This window comes from Reinekea sp., from assembly GCF_982785585.1.
The window spans coordinates 96,783-115,050 of record NZ_CEYAVF010000004.1 but is presented as its reverse complement, the minus strand read 5'-3'; the positions used below and the strand labels follow the sequence as shown (position 1 = coordinate 115,050).

Below are 18,268 nucleotides of genomic sequence, written 5' to 3'. Positions count from 1 at the left end.
GGTAAGCCAAAGCATCATACTTCGGGCTAGTTTGTTAGGAAAGCTCTTTTCGGTCGCTAACATTAGAGGTGAGTCTCAGCAAAGGCGGCCAAGCGACTGCGCGCGACCCCGCGCAGGCTAATGGCACCACCATGTTGAAAACCCTTAAAACGCTCGCTCATATAGGTCAAGCCTGAACTGGTCGAGTTCAGGTAGGGGGTGTCGATCTGCGCCAAGTTACCCAAACAAACTACCTTGGTGCCCTGCCCGGCCCGGGTAACGATGGTCTTGATCTGATGTGGCGTCAGATTTTGCGCTTCATCGACAATTAGAAAGCTCTGTTGAAAGCTGCGTCCGCGGATGAAGTTAAGACTCTTGAACTGTAGGGGTACCTTAGCGCCGACATAGTCGGCGCTGCTGCCAGGGTCGAAGTCTTCGGCGTGTAAGGCTTCCAGGTTGTCGGTAAAGGCGCCTAACCAGGGCTGCATCTTCTCGGCCTCAGAACCGGGCAAGAAGCCTATTTCTTCGTCCAAACCGCGGGTGCTGCGCGTGGCGATGATGCGCCGGTATTCCTTGCTTTCCATGGTTTGCTCTAAGGCACAGGCTAGGGCTAAAATCGTTTTGCCGCTGCCAGCCGGTCCATTTAAGGCCACCAGATCAATTTCCGGGTCAAATAAAAGCTGCAAGGCCATCGCCTGAAACAGATCTCTTGGAGCGAGCCCCCAGGCTTTTTGACGCATTAATAGGTTAGTATTAAGCAATTCGATCGCGACCTGATCGCCATCTTCTCGGCAGATTCGGCAGACAAACTCCTTGTCGTCGTAAATAAATTGATTAACGTAGGCGGTACGCTCAAGAATGGCCTGAAGAGTGGTTTTGTTCATCAGATGGTAGCCACTACCAGCCACTTGCTGAGGCTCCAAGGCCTCAATCTGCGCCCAAAAACTGCCCACCACATGATGGTATCCGGTGGCTAAGGAGTCGAGATCGCTGATTAATTGATCATTGTGATAGTCTTCCGAGGATAGCCCAGCACCACGGGCTTTGAGGCGCATATTGATATCTTTGGTGACCAGCACCACCTCGCCGAGATCGGTCTGCTGCTGCAGCATCAAGAGATCGTTGATAATTCGATTATCGTTGCTGTTCGGCCGTAACCCCAGGCCGTCTTGGTGCGTGGGCATTAGAATCGAAATGGCTCCTAGGGCCTGCCCGCCGGCTCGGATAATCGGCACCCCGGCCATGATCTCGGCCGGGCTTGCCGCGCCGAGTAGCGTATCGAGGGTACGCACGGCTTGGCGCGCATCGGCGGCCAAGCCGGTGTTGCCCACCTTGAGCTTATCGAGTTCTTCCAGCACCACCATCGGTATGACCACACGATGCTCTTCAAATTTAAATAGGGCGTTGGGATCGTGAATCAGAACATTGGTGTCAACGGCGTAGCAGCGCAGGTCGGATAACGGCATTTTGGTCATATGTCATACCCCTAAAGGCCCAGTGCAGCATCCATAGGTGTGTCCTGGGGACGGCTTAGCATCGCGCCAAGCCAAAAAATTCTTACCGAAGCAGGCCCGATGATTCATCTTTAGCCCGTCAATAGCCTAGGTCGAACCCGGCTTACCCGCAGGGCCCGCCGCTGCTAAGCACCCGCTCTAGCCCGATTCAGGTCGAGCAGGTTATGAAAAAGTATGGTCTTCGGCCGCCAAGGCCAAGCTGATCGCGCCCGGCCCAACATTTAAACCACTGGTGAGGCCCATTACACAGGTAATCAACTCAACCTGATGGAGTTTGGCCACCGCCTTTAATTCCAGGAAACCGTCAAATCTTTTTAAATCGGCCTCGTCACCGGCAATGCTGACCACCACATAGGGCGATAGGAGGCCGATTTTAATGCGGTTGATGCCGTAGGCAAAAAGCCGATTCACCGCCTGGTCGAAACCTCGGACCTTGGCGATCGGCATGGTTTCGTCGTTTTTCGCCTGTATGATCGGCTTTATAGAAAACGACTTGGCGACAAAGGCGCCCAAGGCACTCAAACTGGTCTCGCCTCGCTTGCGGGCGCGATCGCGGATATAGGCGACATCGGGCGGAATAACAAAGCCGTATATTTTGCGTTTAAAGGCTTCGGCCAAGCGCAAAATATCGTGCCGGCTTTTATTGGCGGCAATTAGATCCGACGTAAAGGCCGCCAATACGCCTTGACCGGTAAAGAGGGTGCCGGAATTCATCACCCTCATGCTGAACATGCGGTTGGTTTCTCCGCGCGCCTTGGGCCCGCGACAGGATCGTTGAATGAGCCGCTGGGCCTCGACACAATGGGCATGGATCGCACTTCTTTTTTTGCTCACCGTCTGTACCAGACCAAAATCAACGTGCGGGACAATCTCGCGCATAAAGATCTGGTGGATCTGTTCGCTACTGTAGGGGGCCGATTCAGCTTCATGGCTTAAGGTGAGCAAATTTTGTCGATAAAAGGCTTGCAGGCGATTACTGTCCTTATCATCGGTATAGATTTTATCATCCACCTTAATCGAAATGGGCAGCAAATGAATTCCTCGCTTATCGAGGAAGTCTTTGGGTAGGTCGCAGGCCGCATCAACTATTAAAACGATACTCATCGGTGTAATTGCCTCTTTTTATGGTTATCATTTGCTCTTAATGGGAATTGCCCGTTAATGCGGCCCGCATCATCAGCCTGCCAATTGGCTTACGATCCATTTTGCCCAATCAAGGATTTTCTGTTGCACCTTTTACCCATCCCCTATGCCCCAGACGATCGGTTCGGTATCGATTTTCTTGCCAGTCAACCCGGATTGATCTGGTTCCACAGTGGCTCCCAATCGACCGACAGCGAGTGGTTCTCAGCCTGGCCATCGGTGGAGTACCAATACCTTGGCCAAGAACAGATCCGGGTTACCGATCACACCGGCCACAGTCGCGCGTTAACGGGCGATTTTTTTGACTGTTTGAAGACCCATTGCCCAAAAATAGAGGGCCATACGGACATCCTCTTTGGCGGTGGTTTGGCCGGCCACCTAAGTTATGATTTCGGTCTGGAATTGCACAAGGTGCCCTCTCAATTCCCATCTCACGGGGCCCCACTGGCCATCGTCGGGCAGTATGACTGGTCTATTAGTATAGACCATACTCAGCAGCGGGCCTTTTTGGTGGTGCAAGATTATTGTCCGCCGGCGATCGCTGCGCGGGCGCGGGCCTTGGTCAAGCAACTCACCGCTCAGCGCCCAGCCACGCCAGCAGTCGTTGCCTCAAGGTCAGCTAACACGGCTCCGAGCCTGATGCCCGATACCGCGTCGAAATGGAGCTGTGACATGTCTGAACGGCGCTATACCGAGGCCTTCCAACACATTCAGGACTATATTGTCTCCGGCGATGTCTATCAGGCCAACCTGACACGACAATGGTCGACAAGCGCTGCCGGCTTGCCCGATTGGGAAATTTATCAGCAACTGATCTGTGCCATGCCCGCGCCCTTTTCCATGTTTCATCGACACCGGCGCGGCTCCTTGTTGAGTGTATCGCCGGAACGGTTTATTCAGATTCGCCAAGGCCGAATGCAGGCCCAGCCAATTAAGGGCACGCGACCACGGGGTCGGGACGCGGAACAGGATGAATTATTCCGGCAAGAGCTGCTCAATAGTGAGAAGGATCGCGCCGAAAATCTGATGATCGTCGATCTGTTGCGCAATGATTTGGCCCGCCATGCCAAACCCGGTTCGGTGCAGGTCACTGGCCTGTTCGAGATTCAGAGTTTTAACAACGTCCACCATCTGGTCAGCACAGTCGTTGCAGAAATAAAGGATAGCGCGCACCCACTCGACGTGTTGCGTGACGCGTTCCCAGGCGGGTCTATTACCGGCGCGCCGAAAAAACGCGCAATGGCCGTTATCGACGAAGTGGAAACCACCCGACGCGGACACTACTGCGGCTGCAGTTTCTTTTTAGCGGGCGACGGCTATTTGGACAGCAATATTCTGATTCGCAGCGTCAGCTTGGCAGACGACACCCTGACCTGCAGCGGCGGCGGCGGAATAGTCTACGACAGTGAATGTGCAGCGGAATATGCGGAAAGCGAGGTGAAGGTCCACGCCATCATGGCGGCGCTCAGACCTTAGAAGTCACATAGGCGCCCGACGGTATCGGTCGCCTATAGGGTTTAGCGCTATTTTACAGCGTCAGGTCGCGCACACTGGCCTTTAAGAACTCTTGCTTGAGGGCTTCATAACCGGTCACTGCTGGGAATTGCGGGAATTCCGCAATCACATTAGCCGGTGCATTGAACAGAATGCCCGCCTCGGCTTCGGCTAACATATTGGTATCATTGTAAGAGTCACCCGCGGCAATACAGCGATATTTCAGGCTATGAAACGCCTGAATCGAACAGCGCTTGGGATCTGCCTGACGAATTCGATAGTCGACGATTTCGCCGGTCGCAGATACCTCCAACTTATGGCACAGCAAGGTTGGAAAGCCCAGCTGACGCATCAATGGCTGGGCAAACTCGTAAAAAGTATCCGATAAGATTACCACCTGAAAGCGTTCACGCAGCCAATCGACAAATTCAGGCGCGCCGGGCAACGGGCTTAGGGTGGCTACAACGGCTTGAATCTCAGGCAAACCGAGCTTGTGTTGCTGCAAGATGGCCAATCGCTGGCGCATCAATACGTCATAGTCGGGGATATCCCGTGTCGTCGCCTTGAGCTCTTCGATGCCGGTTTTTTCGGCAAACGCAATCCATATCTCGGGGATCAAGACCCCTTCTAAATCCAGACAAGCCAGTTCCACAGCACACACTCCCAGAAGGTTAGGTTAATAATGGGCCTAATGTAGAGCCACTTAGATCTTAGAGCAACAGTAAAAAGTGAATTGTAGTGTTGCCGACAGGCCTACAGATAGCCTGACACAGGCTTCAATTAAATGATTCCACGTGGAACATCTCAGGTTTCACGTTATTCGATCAGGTTATGTAATAAGGTTATCTTATACGGGTATTTAATTTTTACGCCGCGTCATGGTACCTTTTGGATCACTTTTATGTTTTCGGATCGCCTCTAATGAACGACTTGCTTAACTATCAACTGGAATTGAGCGCCCTATCCCCGCGTGACATTATCAAACGGGCCGTGGCCGATCACGCCGATATCGCCGTTTCATTCAGCGGTGCCGAGGACGTGGTGTTGGTCGATATGATTAGTAAACTCAGCGCCAAGCCCCGGGTCTTTACGCTCGATACCGGGCGTCTGCACCCGGAAACCTATCGCTACCTAGAGCAGGTACGCAATCATTATAAGATCGATATCGAGGTGTTCACTCCGGATCATGTTGCGCTGCAGGCGCTGGTGCAGGAGAAGGGTTTGTTTAGCTTTTTTACCGACGGTCATCAGGAATGTTGTGGCATTCGCAAAATAGAACCCCTCACTAGAGCCCTGTTGCCTTTGGACGCTTGGATTACCGGGCAACGCAAAGATCAGAGCCCGAACACTCGCAGCACGGTGCCGGTGGTGCAACCGGATACGCTCTTTAGCGGCCAAAACGCGGTCTTGATGAAATATAACCCGCTCGCTAACTGGTCATCGGCCGATGTCTGGAACTATATCAAGATGTTCGAACTGCCGTTCAATCCGCTGCATTTACAAGGCTTCAAAAGTATTGGTTGTGAACCCTGCACCCAGGCAACTCTGCCCAATCAGCACGAACGGGAAGGTCGATGGTGGTGGGAAGAAGCCACACAAAAAGAGTGTGGCTTACATGCCGAGAAGGCTCAATAGGTTGGTAACGGGGTGTTTTTAAACAACTCGTCGAGATCATGACGACTGCTGCATCGCATCGCCTGCTCGATTACGGTCTTGGTCAAATGAGGGGCAAAGCGTTCGATAAAACGGAACTGGAAACCGCGTAGAAAGGTGCCCTTGCGCATGCCAATTTTGGTAATACTGGCCTCAAACAGATGACTGGCGTCGATGCTAACCAAATCTCGATCGGTTTCGGGGTCGATGGCCATATGCGCCAAAATTCCAACCCCCAGACCGAGTCGGACGTAAGTCTTGATCACGTCGGCATCGGTTGCGGTAAAGACCACCTTAGGTTTTAAATCACGCTGTAAAAAGGCATCGTCCAACTTGGACCGACCGGTAAAACCGAAAACATAGGTTACCAACGGGTAATTGGCGACATCTTCCAGTGAAATGGTGTTTTTTTGCGCCAGCGGATGATCCTTGGGAACCACTATTGAGCGGTTCCAACGATAACAGGGCATCATGACCAAATCGGTAAAATGGTCCATACCCTCGGTGGCAATTGCCATATCAACGGTGCCATCGGCGGCCATTTCGGCGATCTGTGTCGGATTACCCTGATGCATATGAAAGGACACTTCCGGGTAGTCGTGAATGAACCCTTCGATAACATTCGGCAAGGCATATCGGGCTTGAGTATGGGTTGTCGCCAGGCTAAGACTGCCCTTCTTGTCGTTACTGTATTCTTGGGCAATCTGCTTGATCGAATCGACCTTACCCAGAATCTCGCCAGCCACCTTGAGTACAGCCTCGCCCGCCGGAGTGATACGAGTTAGATGTTTGCCAGAGCGGGCGAAGATTTCAATACCCAGCTCATCTTCCAAGAGACGGATTTGCTTACTGATGCCCGGTTGCGAGGTATAGAGTACCTGAGCCGTGGCACTGACATTAAGATCGTGGTGGGCTACTTCCCAAATATACTTTAGCTGCTGAAGTTTCATTGATGCAATCCTTGTATGGCAATGTTTTTATGTCAATAAAGCTGGCTGTTGAAGTATAAATTGATCACTGAACATCCAGATGACACATTAAACTTCTCAGTGGTTACGGGGATAGTAACCAACCTACTGTCTAACCTGCAAATTAGTTATATAAATATCATTAACTATTCTTTTTAGAAGTAGCAAATAACAGTTAGATTGACTGACACATTCAATTTATGCCTTTTTTATACATATGGAAATCCTTTTTTTAGTCCTTACAGGTGGTCTTATTGGCCTGATAGTTGGCATCACCGGCGTCGGGGGTGGCGCACTCATGACACCTGCCCTACTCCTTTTTGGTTTTCCGGCTCACATCGCGATCGGCACTGATCTCTGGTTTGCCGCCCTGACCAAGACCGGCGGCCTAATCAGCCACCACAGGCAGGGCCACGTTAATTGGACCATCGTGCGCAATCTCGCGCTGGGCAGCTTGCCCGCAGCCGTTGTGACCGGCATTCTTTTGTCCGCCTGGTCGGACTCGCCCGAAAACTACGCCCCGCTGCTGAAAAGTGCGCTCGGCTTTATGCTAATTTTGACATCCATTGCGCTCTTGTTTCGGACCCGAATTTCAGCCCTTTACGGCCGTCGACAAAACACCCAGGCAGATGCCTCTGGTGGTTCATGGCGGTTGATTGGCGTTGGTATTATCTTGGGAGCCTTTGTCACGCTCAGCTCGGTGGGCGCAGGCGCGATCGGCACGGCCGTGCTTATGATTATGTTCCCCTACTTGGTGCCTAAGAACATAGTCGGTACCGATATTGCCCATGCCGTACCCCTGACCTTTATTGCCGGCCTGGTTCACTTGCGCTTGGGCAATGTCGACTTTGTCCTGCTAGCCTGTTTGTTGGCCGGCTCACTGCCGGCCATCTATGTCGGCAGTGCATTGTCGAGTCGCATCCCGGGTCAACTAATGCATCCGATACTGGCCAGTCTACTGATGCTACTCGGCCTCAAGTATGCGTTGTTTTAGGCCTGTGACCGGCCCAGTCCAGTGAGGCGCTAGAAAAAACTTTTTCGCTTTATACCCTTAATTCGGTAATCCTCGATTTTCCGATTCACCGCCGAAACCTCACAGCGAATGTAGGCCGGTTCGCGCTCCACGCCTCTGATCACCAGATCGGCAAAGATGGTAAAGGTCTTCTCGGCGATGTTAAAACGTGAGGATTGCTGATCAAAGGTCGCTTGCAACATGTCCACGCCGTAGTCTTCTCGGGCCTGAGCAATACATATTTGAAGTGCTTGCGGCTGCGTGAGATTGATATCGACTTGTGGCTTGACCGCTTGGTTATTCTTCATATAGTTGTAGGTTAGGATGGTCGCACCCAATACCACAATGGTAACCATAGCAGCGGGAAGGAAGATGCGATTTATGCGATCTTCTTTGTTCATAACATATGTCTCCTGTAAATAAAGATGTACGGGTTGTAATTATTTATGTACTCGCCTATGATCGTTATATCTTCAGCAACCGCTACGATAAGACAATGACAATAAATAAGATAGAAAACCTGAACATTGCTAGCCAAGAAATACTGATTACCCCGGCTCAGCTGAAACAAGATGTTCCCGTGACCGAAACGGCGAACCTAACCATAGCGCAGGGTCGAAACGCGGTTCGTAATATCTTAGACCGCACCGATCCGCGTTTAATCGTGGTCATCGGCCCCTGTTCGATCCATGATACGAAGGCCGCCATCGACTATGCCAAGCGTTTAAAGGCAATCAGCGATGAAGTGCAGGACACCCTGTTGCTGGTAATGCGGGTTTATTTTGAAAAGCCTCGCACCACGACCGGCTGGAAAGGCCTGGTTAACGACCCCTATCTGAATGACAGTTTTAAAATTGCCGACGGCCTGCATATCGGTCGCCAGCTGTTATTGGACATCGCTGAAATTGGCCTACCCACGGCAACCGAAGCGCTGGATCCTATTTCCCCCCAATACTTACAAGATCTAATCAGCTGGTCGGCCATTGGTGCCCGTACCACGGAGAGTCAGACGCATCGCGAAATGGCGAGCGGCTTGTCGTCTGCCGTTGGCTTTAAAAATGGCACCGATGGCGGGCTCGATGTGGCCATCAATGCATTAAAAAGTGTTTCCTCGCCGCATAACTTCCTTGGCATTAACCATCAGGGTCAGGTATCGATTATCACCACCAAAGGCAATGGCTACGGCCATGTCGTCTTGCGCGGCGGTGATGGCAAGCCCAATTACGATTCAGTATCGGTCGCGGTCTGTGAAGGCCAATTGAGCAAGTCGGGTATCGTGCCCAATATCATGGTCGACTGCTCTCACGCCAATTCCAATAAGGACCACAATCTGCAAATGCTGGTGGCCGACAATGTCGCCAATCAGATCGTTGAAGGCAACCAATCGATCATCGGCGTGATGATTGAAAGTAATTTGGTGGCCGGCAATCAAAAAATCCCAGCCGATCTTGCCGATTTAACCTACGGTCAATCGGTCACCGATGCGTGCATTTCGTGGGATGCGACCGAGCAGTTGCTGCGTTCGATGCGCGATAAGGTCAAGCCAATGTTGAATAAACGCCCTTCCTAACCGGGCGCAGTTGAAGGATACTGGTTTCGCTATTGTGAAACCTTTATCCGACTCCTGAATTCCACCAACTTCGGCAAAAAAATTTATGGTTTTTTCCTTCTTTCTGATCTTCACCGGCGCCGCGGTGCTCGCAACCCTTGCGCTCTATACCCGGCAGCCCTTGTTGATTGCTTACATCTTGCTCGGGGTCCTAATTGGACCCTTTGGCTTTTCGGTGGTCGAAGACACCCAATTGCTGACGGATATTTCCGAGATCGGCATCATTTTTCTGTTGTTCTTGCTTGGCCTGGACATGCAACTGTCTAATCTTATGACCACCTTAAGAAAAAGCCTAGTGGTCGGCATTGCCAGTTGTGTGACCTTTGCGGTGACCGGATTTGCGGTGACCCGGTTGTTAGGCTTTGAGGTGGGCGAGGCTATTATTATCGGGCTCTGCCTGATGTTTTCCAGCACCATTATCGGTATTAAGCTGCTCCCTACGACGGTTTTGCATCATCGCCACTCCGGCGAGCTGATGGTTGGCATTCTATTGATACAGGATTTTATCGCCATCTTGGTGCTGTTGGCCATCGAAAGCTTTGGTCAAGAGACAGTTAATACCTGGACCCTAATCAAACCCTTGGTTATGTTACCGATCTTGATTCTGGGCACACTGGGCGCGGTCAAGTACACCATATTGCCGCTCTTGAGTCGCTTCGACCGATTCCACGAATATATCTTCTTGCTGGCCATTGGCTGGTGTTTGGGGGTTGGAGAATTTGCGCACCTGATCGGCCTGTCCTATGAAATAGGCGCCTTTATCGCTGGGGTTAGCTTGGCCAGCAGTCCGATTTCTCAATACATTGCCTTGAATCTCAAGCCCCTGCGCGATTTCTTTCTGATCCTGTTTTTCTTTACCTTGGGTGCTCAACTTAATCTCCAAGTATTGTCGACAGTGATGATCCCGATGGCGATCTTGACCGTGCTGGTCTTGGTAGGCAAACCGATTGTGTTCCATTCTTTGCTGTTACGGCTCAGCGAAACCAATCACCTGGCCTGGGATATAGGTTATCGACTGGGCCAGATATCGGAATTTTCACTGCTGGTGACCTTTTTGGCACAAGGTTCCGGTTTGCTCTCCGAAAAGGCCGCGGTATTGGTTCAGTCCACAGCCATAGCAACCTTCGCCCTGTCCAGCTATATCATCGTATTCAATTTCCAGAACCCGATCGCGGTCTCAGACCGACTTCGACGAGACTAGCTTATAGATCTCATCATGGACCTCTGACGGCTTAATCCGGTGGATCCGAGCCTGCTTACCGGCATGCCGACGGGCCACCGTCTCGGCGCTACTTTGGGTGCACAGCCAGATGATATTACCCGCCAACTGCTGAAGGGTCTGAAGTTGCTGGCGGGTATTCTTATGCCGAAAGCGCGCGAACAGCCCCTGCCGGCTGAGCTGGCCTTTGAATAGACTGACCGGTTCCTGTTCCGACCCGGTGCCGCTAATCCAGTGTCGACCAATCAACTTTGACTGCTTGAGCCATTTTAAACCGGGAATCCAATAACGTCTCAGCCCGCGCACTGAGCCGGCATCGATTAGGATGTAACGTTTGATATTGCGCAAGCCCGCCAGACCCAGTAACACCATTTGCGAGCCAAGGCCGCGTGCCACCAGAGTAAGGGGTTGACCGCTCTTCTCCTCAATAAAGGCGGTCACCGACGATAGATCGAGGGCCGCCATCTCTTCGATGTGATTTAATTGTGGCTGTTTATTTTTTTTAGACGAGCCGTGCGCGCGCCAATCCATCAGCCAGACCGAAACGCCCTGGGCCAGCAGTTTGGCAATCACTGGCTTACACGGTCCGTCAGTCCACTGCCAATGACTTTCGAACACATCGTGGACAAACAAGACCTGATCCCCGTCTGGGTTTCGGTTGGCGTGTAAATGAATCAACGCAATTTCAACCGAGTTGTCTTTGCTCTTATTCGGCTTCAATGAATAAGAGTCTTCGAAATGATCTGCTCGGACTTCTGCGGAGATAAGTTCCACTGGAAATAATTGACTGCTACTTTTCAAACGATTTATCCCTTTACAGCCGACCTTGACTGTATATAATCACATGTACTGTACATAATAACAGGCGCTAGGTTATGGAAAAACTCACGGCAAGGCAACAGCAAGTTCTCGATGTCATCAAAGATCACATTGATGATACGGGATACCCACCCACAAGGGCAGAAATCGCCAAGACTCTTGGCTTTAAATCGCCCAATGCCGCCGAAGAACATATTAAGGCACTGGCGCGCAAAGGTTATATCGAAATTGTTCATGGCGCCAGTCGTGGTATCCGCTTACCCGCGTCTGAGACCGGGTTGCCGGTTGTTGGCATGGTTGCCGCAGGCTCCCCAATACTGGCCGAAGAGCAAATTTCCGAATATTTTGACCTGCCCAAGGGTCTGTTTCACCCTAAAGCCGATTTTATGCTGCAGGTTCAGGGCCTCAGCATGAAGGACATCGGCATACTCGAAGATGACCTGATTGCGGTCCATAAGACCGACCGGGTACGCAACGGCGATATAGTCGTGGCGCGCGTGGGCGACGATGTTACCGTTAAGCGTTATGAGAAAAAAGGTAATCTCGTTACCCTATATCCTGAAAATGCCGACTTTAAGCCGATAGTGGTGAATGTGACGGAACAGGACTTTGCCATCGAAGGTCTTTATGTCGGCGTTATTCGTCGTTCAATTCACTAAAAAGTGGCCCAAACGGCTGATCGTCAGCCGTTCTAGCGTATTAGTCGGGTGTCGGCCAATCGATTACCGACGCGGATTTTTTGGCGATCAACTGCAACATGTCCTGATGCGCACTTATCTCTTCTGCCGTTGGGACAATTTTAACAAGGTCGCCCTGCACCGTTGCTAAAGCAGATAAGTCTAATGCATTGGCGGCTGCCGGCACTGGATCGGAATCATCCAAGAGCAAGTCAGTTTGACCACCAGTCAGCATCAGGTACACATCGGACAGTATCTCTGAATCGAGAATTGCGCCGTGCAATGTGCGGTGGGAATTGTCGATGCCATAGCGTTTACAGAGCGCATCGAGTGACACTCTCGAGCCTGGATGTTTTTCTCGCGCCAGCTTTAACGTATCTAATACCCCACAGACTGACTCCAAGGCCTTAAAGGTCGTGCCCTGCTTATTGGCCAACAACTGATATTCGGCATTGAGAAACCCCATGTCGAAGGCCGCATTGTGGATAATCAGTTCAGCGCCGTCGAGCCACTGCCACAATTCATCGGCAATCTGGGTGAATTTGGGTGCATCTTTGACCTGCTCATTGGTGATGCCGTGAATAGCGACAACCTCTTCGGGGATATCGCGTTCAGGATTGAGAAAATAATGCAGTTGCCGCCCGGTCAAGCGTCGGTCGATCATCTCCAAACAACCGATTTCTACGATTCGATCGCCTTTCTTGGGGTTCAATCCCGTTGTTTCTGTATCTAATACGACCTGTCTCATGATTTCCCCATCTTATCCATAGCGTGATTGGCCAGGCGGTCGGCCAATTCATTCATCGGGTCACCCGAATGCCCCTTAACCCAATGCCAGGATACTCGATATCGACCCATTAACTGGTCGAGTTCCTGCCACAGGTCCTTATTTTTAACCGGTTGCTTGCTGGCGGTCTGCCAGCCATTCTTCTTCCAGCCCCGAATCCACTGGGTAATACCCTGCTTCACATATTGCGAATCGGTGTACAGACGGACCGCGACATCTCTATTAAGGAACTTTAGGCCCTCAATCGCCGCTAATAACTCCATACGATTATTGGTTGTTAGCGCTTCGGAGCCGTTTAATTCCTTGCGATGTTCACCCCACAATAACACGGCGCCCCAGCCACCGGGACCGGGATTACCACGACAGCCACCGTCGGTGTAAATCGTCACCGGCGTGCTCATCGGGGCTGCTCCCGGATGGTGCTGTTGGCGGTAACCGACGAATCCATAAAACTGCGCCGCTGACGTTTGGGACTGGTGTGAATTTTGCCAAATACCTGTTTATAGCCGACCAGGAGGTACACAGCCCCGGTGAAGGGCAGCAGTTTGCGTTGGACATGTTCGCCTAGGGCAAGATTTTTAAGCCAAGCCGGGCGATTCATGGGCGGTAAAAACAGGTGCTTTTCCTGTCTTTCTAGCTCGAAGTTGAGCAGTTGCATCCAATCGGCTACCCGACCGCTGCGAAGAAACCTGGAATTCCAAACGCCATAACCGGACGGTCGGCTTTGAATCATCGATCGTAACCCCCATAAGCTAAGCGGGTTAAACCCCAATACAATCAGCAAACCGCCCGGTTTGAGCGCCAAAGCGCCCTCCCTCACCGCTTGGTAGGGGTTTTCACATAAATCCAGTGTGTGATGCATCAACAGCATATCCAAGCTTTCCGGCTCGAACGGGAGGTCTTCGGGTTTGGCACACACCACGGGACAATGGGCTCGATTTTCCAATTGCGAGACAATAATGCCCGACCCAAACAAGCGCTGCTCAAACAGGATTTCATGAAAGCCGCTGTCCAGCTGAACCATCGACGCGCCAAAACGCCCCGAGATAGCCCGAGAGATCAGGCCTCGCTCAGCCTCTATTAACTCTTGCCCCAAGGCCCCTTGGTACCACTGCGACAAAATTAATTCCTGATATCGGGTATCATTTGGACCGTGGCGATAGACTTGTTTAAACCCTTGCCCTAGTCTTTTTACCAATATAAACACCTTGATACTATTTTAAATGCCCGATTCGGGTCGAATTCCTTGCTACCTGAAGCAGAGGAAAATAGAATTATCGCCGATCTATCCATTCGTCTCAATAAACTGCTGCGACTCAATGATATTAATTAAAAAAATTACCACCCTCGGTGCCAGTCTGTTATTGACTGCCTGTAACCTGATACCCGTCGAACGGGTCAGTCAAGAAGCGCAAATCGCCCCCATTACGGCTTCAATAAACACGCCAGCGATTGTAACCGCCCCGGCCATACAGACGACTCAAACCATTGAGCCTGCTGAGCAGACATCCCCGATCCAGGCCAATGTCACCAGCGACCCCAGCCAAGAAGCACTCGCTCAGACGCTTCGGCGAATACAGAGCACAATATTGCTGGCCAATATCACACAAAGCGAGCCTTTTTGGCATCTGCCCTTAGATTTGACCCGCCCAGACCCTTATGCCCAATATCCGGACGATCTTTACCAGGTCATCAGACGCAACCTTCATTTCAATCTAGAAATAGATGATAAGCGGGTTGCCAGCCAATTAAAATGGTATGCCTCCCACCAGAATTACCTTAATCGAGTCAGTGAACGCGCTTCGCGCTATATGTTCCATATCGTTGCCGAACTGCAAGCGCGTGATATGCCGATGGATCTGGCGTTACTGCCCATTGTTGAGAGCGCCTTCGATCCCTTTGCCTATTCCCATGGGCGGGCGTCCGGTATGTGGCAATTCATACCGTCAACCGGGCTTATGTTCGGTCTCAAACAGGACTGGTGGTATGACGGGCGCCGCGATGTGGTGGAGTCGACCCGCGCCGCGCTCGACTATCTGACCCATTTAAATAAGATGTTCGATGGTGATTGGTTATTAGCCTTGGCGTCTTACAATTCAGGCCCGGGCACGGTCAGGAAAGCACAACGAAAGAACCGCCGAGCGGGCAAGGCTACGGATTTTTGGCACCTTGACTTACCGCGCGAAACCGAAGCCTATGTCCCTAAGATGATTGCCTTGGCCACATTGTTTAAGAATCCCGAGGCCTATGGCGTGGTGCTCCCTGAGGTATCTACTGAGCCCTTTTTCAAGATTGTTCAGACCGGTGGGCAGATTGACCTAGCTCAGGCTGCTGCGCTGGCCAAGATGGAACTGAGCGACCTATATATGCTTAATCCCGGTTATAACCGCTGGGCGACAGATCCTGATGGGCCCCACCAATTGCTGGTCTTTACCGATCGAGAGCAGATCTTTAACGATAATATTGCCCAGCTGCCTAGCAATCAACGATTAACATGGGATCGTTATAGCATTGTCAACGGCGACTCCCTGATAACAATTGCTCGAAAGTTTAATGTGACGGTGAGCGTCATCAAGGATGTTAATGGCCTCAAAGGCAACCTAATTCGAGCCGGGGATAAATTAATGATTCCGGTCGCCAGCGAAAACGACAACTTTTACGCCCTTTCGGCGGATAGTCGCTTAAAGGTAAAACAGGATGCCTTGGGTAGCTCGGACCTGACTCGTATTGACCATCGAATCACTTACGGAGACACCTTCTGGGATCTTTCGATGAAATATAATGTCAGTGTGAAGAGCCTGGCTAAATGGAACAATATGGCCCCGCGGGATCTGCTTATGCCCGGCCAATTGCTTGTGGTTTGGGTGAAGCCTAATAGGGTGACCAGTGTTAGTGCCAGTGCCAGTGCAGACCAGCGAAAGATCGTTCGAAAGGTCGGTTATGTGGTCCGAAACGGAGATTCTCTGTACCGAATTGCCGACAAGTTCAATGTGCGAATCAGTGACATTCAAAAATGGAACGTTGTCTCGAAGTACCTGCAACCGGGTGATCGCTTGACACTTTACGTGGATGTCACCAACATCAACTAAATGTACCCGTACTCAACGCCCTTTACTCGATCATATTGGGCGCGTTGCAACCGCCTCGACGTCAGCGGTCAGGAGTAGCTTGATTTCGGGCTATGACACGCCGATAGAGGCGCTCGATAGACATAGCCATATTGGCTACTGAATATTTCTGCGCAAAAGTACGACTGTTACCCGCCATCGACGCTCGCAAATCCTCATTTTCAAGCAATGATATAACGGCGGCGGCCCAACTGGCGGTGCTTTCTGGTACCTTCATGCCGTTATAGCCTTGTTCAATCACATCATGCACACCGCTGGCCCGAACGGCGACAACTGGGCACCCTCCCGCCATGGCTTCGAGCAACACCATACCTTGGGTCTCAGAGGTTGACGCGAAGACAAAGATATCGGCCGCGAGATAGGCCCGCACGAGCGCGGCTGGCGCCATGCTGCCGGCTAAGACCACCTGTTGTGCCAAGCCGGTCGCATTGAGGCAACGTTGCAAGTGACGCCGTTCGGGTCCATCGCCCACCAACAGCAAGCGAAAGGGCACCTGAGTACCCTGCTTTACCATTTGAATGCCCTCAAGCAGAAAATCCAGGTTTTTCTCTTTCGCCAGCCGCGACACACTAATCAACAGCCGTTCACCGGGGCTGGCGTAGAGCGTCCGCACTCCGTCTATATCCGCAGCACTGTGGCCCTGATAGGCAGTCAAATTAATGCCTGTTGGTATGGTTTCGACCAACGCCCTGACCCCTAGATGCCGCAGGTACTCCTCCGTCGAGGAGGTAGGAGCAATTACCGCTTGGCAGCGATTGGCGAATCGGCGAATCAGGAAGTGTACCAGCAGGGCCTTCAACTGCTCGCCCGGCACGGGCAGATAATGGACATAGCGCTCCATTCGGGTGTGGTAGGTAAAGACGACGGGGATCTTGCGCCGCCGGGCCAACCTCATGCCCTTGGTGCCGAGCCAATAAGGATGGTGCACATGAACCACATCGATGTTCTGAGCCGAGAACTGCTGGCGTGTCAAGGGCGACCAGAGGCTAGCCAAGGGGAAATTCATTTTTTGGCTAAAACCGACAGACGGTATCCGGATAACCTGGGAGTCCGGTTCAGTCATCAACGGCAGACTGTAGGTCGGGGCGAAGACCCTGACCTGGTGCTGACGTTCGATTAGGCCGCGGCGCAGCCGGTCAATCGAAATGGGCACCCCACCGACAAAGGGCAAATAGGTGTTGGTGAACATTGCGATGGTTAATGGCTCGGCGTTGGTTTGGTCATCTGCCTGGCTGAAATCTTGATAATAACGATCCTGTTTGATGATCTTAGCATAGACCCGCACGCACACTAATCCGAGCAAGGTTATGGTCACCAGCAAGTTAAACAGACTCATATAGAAAAATGAAAATAAGAACAGTTTGATTGTTTCAAACTTGTAGCGCATATTCCCGAGGCTTTTTTCAACCACAACGGGCAAAAAATCCGTCCTTTCACCCTGCACCCTTACCAGGGTAAATTGATACTTATCTTGTTTTTCCAATAGCAGGCCACCGATTTGTCCGACGCTAACATAGTTGACCCGATGCTGAAGCTGCTGAGAATAGCCGCCCTGGCCAAGCGAAAAAACAGCCGTGACTCGCGCCGCAGCAAATTGTGCTAATAGCGGGTCGCTTGGCTGCCCGCTTGACTCATCGGCTGCGAGATCAGGCAACGGGGAATAATTCATAAACACGAAGCGCTGCCGAAACCGCTGGGCCAGCGCCAACTCCTCGCTCAACCAACGTTGTTGCCAAGCCAAGGGGGTATGGCCGGTGCCATCGAGCATGATGAAATAGCTGTCAGCTAGATGAAACGAATACAAAAAAGGCCCAAAATAACGATAGTAGTTTTGCGCCCCGAAACCTTCGACCTCGTTTTCCCCTACCGACAACAGGAACGGAATATTGGCGCGGGTCATCCCCTTATATAACAGCTGGTACTTTGACTCGGCACCGTCATAGACCGCATTACCGACCGAAATAATAAAATCGACCTGATGGCTGAGCAGCTCAGGAACCACCCATTTGTCAAAAATCTGCAGTGAATTATTCATCGAGCCAACCACGGCGAAATTAAAGTCCGTTTTGTCGCGCAGCGCCGCCTCAATGGTATCAACCTGTTGCGCATTGATCGCCTTGTAGTCGATGTAGGCTAGGTAGGTATAGGCTCGAAAACAGATGAGCACCAGAGCTAACAGCAACAAGAGCGCCAAGGCCAGGTTCAAATTGTTTTTCTTAGTCATGGGCGCGTTCCCTGTGCGCTAGAAGCAGGCTCTATCGACCAA

At 51.6% G+C, this 18,268-nt stretch carries 17 protein-coding genes; 7 read left to right on the top strand and 10 right to left on the bottom strand.

From position 1 onward, the window contains the following. Window positions 1-62: 62 nt before the first annotated feature. A complete protein-coding gene (locus tag AC4FIC_RS03135; protein ID WP_100257146.1) occupies window positions 63-1,454 on the bottom strand; it encodes a PhoH family protein in 1,392 nt (463 codons plus the stop codon). A gap of 201 nt (window positions 1,455-1,655) precedes the next feature. Further along, a complete protein-coding gene (locus AC4FIC_RS03130) occupies window positions 1,656-2,597 on the bottom strand; it encodes a DegV family protein (RefSeq protein ID WP_100257147.1) in 942 nt (313 codons plus the stop codon). 123 nt (window positions 2,598-2,720) lie between these two features. Here AC4FIC_RS03130 and AC4FIC_RS03125 point away from each other — a divergent pair, with 123 nt between their 5' ends. Further along, window positions 2,721-4,112, top strand: coding sequence for an anthranilate synthase component I family protein (locus AC4FIC_RS03125; protein WP_158524335.1), 1,392 nt, complete (start codon window positions 2,721-2,723; stop codon window positions 4,110-4,112). Between the two features lie 52 nt (window positions 4,113-4,164). On the opposite strand, the gene thrH is transcribed toward AC4FIC_RS03125, so the two are convergent. Beyond that, window positions 4,165-4,782 (bottom strand): bifunctional phosphoserine phosphatase/homoserine phosphotransferase ThrH, encoded by a 618-nt coding sequence (thrH, locus tag AC4FIC_RS03120; protein WP_100257149.1) that lies wholly within the window; start codon window positions 4,780-4,782, stop codon window positions 4,165-4,167. A 269-nt stretch (window positions 4,783-5,051) separates the two neighbouring features. Between thrH and AC4FIC_RS03115 the strand changes: the two genes are divergently transcribed. Then, complete coding sequence (locus AC4FIC_RS03115) at window positions 5,052-5,765, top strand: phosphoadenylyl-sulfate reductase (RefSeq protein ID WP_273285810.1); 714 nt, start codon at window positions 5,052-5,054, stop codon at window positions 5,763-5,765. Here the strand turns inward: AC4FIC_RS03115 and cysB are convergent. Further along, on the bottom strand, window positions 5,759-6,733 hold the full coding sequence (gene cysB / locus AC4FIC_RS03110; RefSeq protein WP_100257151.1) for an HTH-type transcriptional regulator CysB: 975 nt from the start codon (window positions 6,731-6,733) through the stop codon (window positions 5,759-5,761). The genes AC4FIC_RS03115 and cysB overlap by 7 nt on opposite strands. A 235-nt stretch (window positions 6,734-6,968) precedes the next feature. Here cysB and AC4FIC_RS03105 point away from each other — a divergent pair, with 235 nt between their 5' ends. Continuing rightward, window positions 6,969-7,745, top strand: a complete 777-nt coding sequence (locus AC4FIC_RS03105) for a sulfite exporter TauE/SafE family protein (protein WP_100257152.1) — start codon at window positions 6,969-6,971, stop codon at window positions 7,743-7,745. A gap of 29 nt (window positions 7,746-7,774) precedes the next feature. Here AC4FIC_RS03105 and AC4FIC_RS03100 read toward each other — a convergent pair whose 3' ends face one another. Further along, a complete protein-coding gene (locus tag AC4FIC_RS03100) occupies window positions 7,775-8,164 on the bottom strand; it encodes a hypothetical protein (protein WP_100257153.1) in 390 nt (129 codons plus the stop codon). A gap of 95 nt (window positions 8,165-8,259) precedes the next feature. Here AC4FIC_RS03100 and AC4FIC_RS03095 point away from each other — a divergent pair, with 95 nt between their 5' ends. Both AC4FIC_RS03095 and AC4FIC_RS03090 read left to right on the top strand, forming a co-directional pair. After that, window positions 8,260-9,333, top strand: coding sequence for a 3-deoxy-7-phosphoheptulonate synthase (locus tag AC4FIC_RS03095; protein ID WP_273285811.1), 1,074 nt, complete (start codon window positions 8,260-8,262; stop codon window positions 9,331-9,333). A gap of 85 nt (window positions 9,334-9,418) precedes the next feature. After that, window positions 9,419-10,573: a cation:proton antiporter domain-containing protein gene (locus tag AC4FIC_RS03090; protein WP_273285812.1), complete on the top strand. Its 1,155-nt coding sequence runs from the start codon at window positions 9,419-9,421 to the stop codon at window positions 10,571-10,573. Here the strand turns inward: AC4FIC_RS03090 and AC4FIC_RS03085 are convergent. Then, entirely contained in the window at window positions 10,550-11,392 is an 843-nt protein-coding gene (locus AC4FIC_RS03085; protein ID WP_100257156.1) for an alpha/beta hydrolase, read from the bottom strand. The two genes, AC4FIC_RS03090 and AC4FIC_RS03085, sit on opposite strands and share 24 nt — an antisense overlap. Before the next feature lie 74 nt (window positions 11,393-11,466). Between AC4FIC_RS03085 and lexA the strand changes: the two genes are divergently transcribed. Further along, window positions 11,467-12,069 carry a transcriptional repressor LexA gene (gene lexA / locus AC4FIC_RS03080; RefSeq protein WP_100257157.1) on the top strand — a complete coding sequence of 201 codons (603 nt, stop codon included), beginning with the start codon at window positions 11,467-11,469 and terminating at the stop codon, window positions 12,067-12,069. Between the two features lie 40 nt (window positions 12,070-12,109). Here the strand turns inward: lexA and dnaQ are convergent, their stop codons facing one another. The 3 genes from dnaQ to AC4FIC_RS03065 are packed head-to-tail and all read right to left on the bottom strand — an operon-like array spanning window position 12,110 to window position 14,072. Then, window positions 12,110-12,835 carry a DNA polymerase III subunit epsilon gene (gene dnaQ / locus AC4FIC_RS03075; RefSeq protein ID WP_100257158.1) on the bottom strand — a complete coding sequence of 242 codons (726 nt, stop codon included), beginning with the start codon at window positions 12,833-12,835 and terminating at the stop codon, window positions 12,110-12,112. Beyond that, complete coding sequence (gene rnhA, locus AC4FIC_RS03070) at window positions 12,832-13,275, bottom strand: ribonuclease HI (protein ID WP_100257159.1); 444 nt, start codon at window positions 13,273-13,275, stop codon at window positions 12,832-12,834. The genes dnaQ and rnhA overlap by 4 nt, the downstream gene beginning before the upstream one ends. Next, the gene (locus AC4FIC_RS03065) at window positions 13,272-14,072 is read right to left on the bottom strand and encodes a class I SAM-dependent methyltransferase (protein WP_145980266.1); all 801 of its coding nucleotides are present in this window, start codon (window positions 14,070-14,072) and stop codon (window positions 13,272-13,274) included. The genes rnhA and AC4FIC_RS03065 overlap by 4 nt, the downstream gene beginning before the upstream one ends. A 121-nt stretch (window positions 14,073-14,193) precedes the next feature. Here AC4FIC_RS03065 and AC4FIC_RS03060 point away from each other — a divergent pair, with 121 nt between their 5' ends. After that, complete coding sequence (locus tag AC4FIC_RS03060) at window positions 14,194-15,963, top strand: lytic transglycosylase (protein WP_287419657.1); 1,770 nt, start codon at window positions 14,194-14,196, stop codon at window positions 15,961-15,963. Window positions 15,964-16,024: 61 nt separating this feature from the next. On the opposite strand, the gene AC4FIC_RS03055 is transcribed toward AC4FIC_RS03060, so the two are convergent. Beyond that, the gene (locus tag AC4FIC_RS03055; RefSeq protein WP_287419659.1) at window positions 16,025-18,226 is read right to left on the bottom strand and encodes a glycosyltransferase; all 2,202 of its coding nucleotides are present in this window, start codon (window positions 18,224-18,226) and stop codon (window positions 16,025-16,027) included. Window positions 18,227-18,268: the final 42 nt, after the last annotated feature.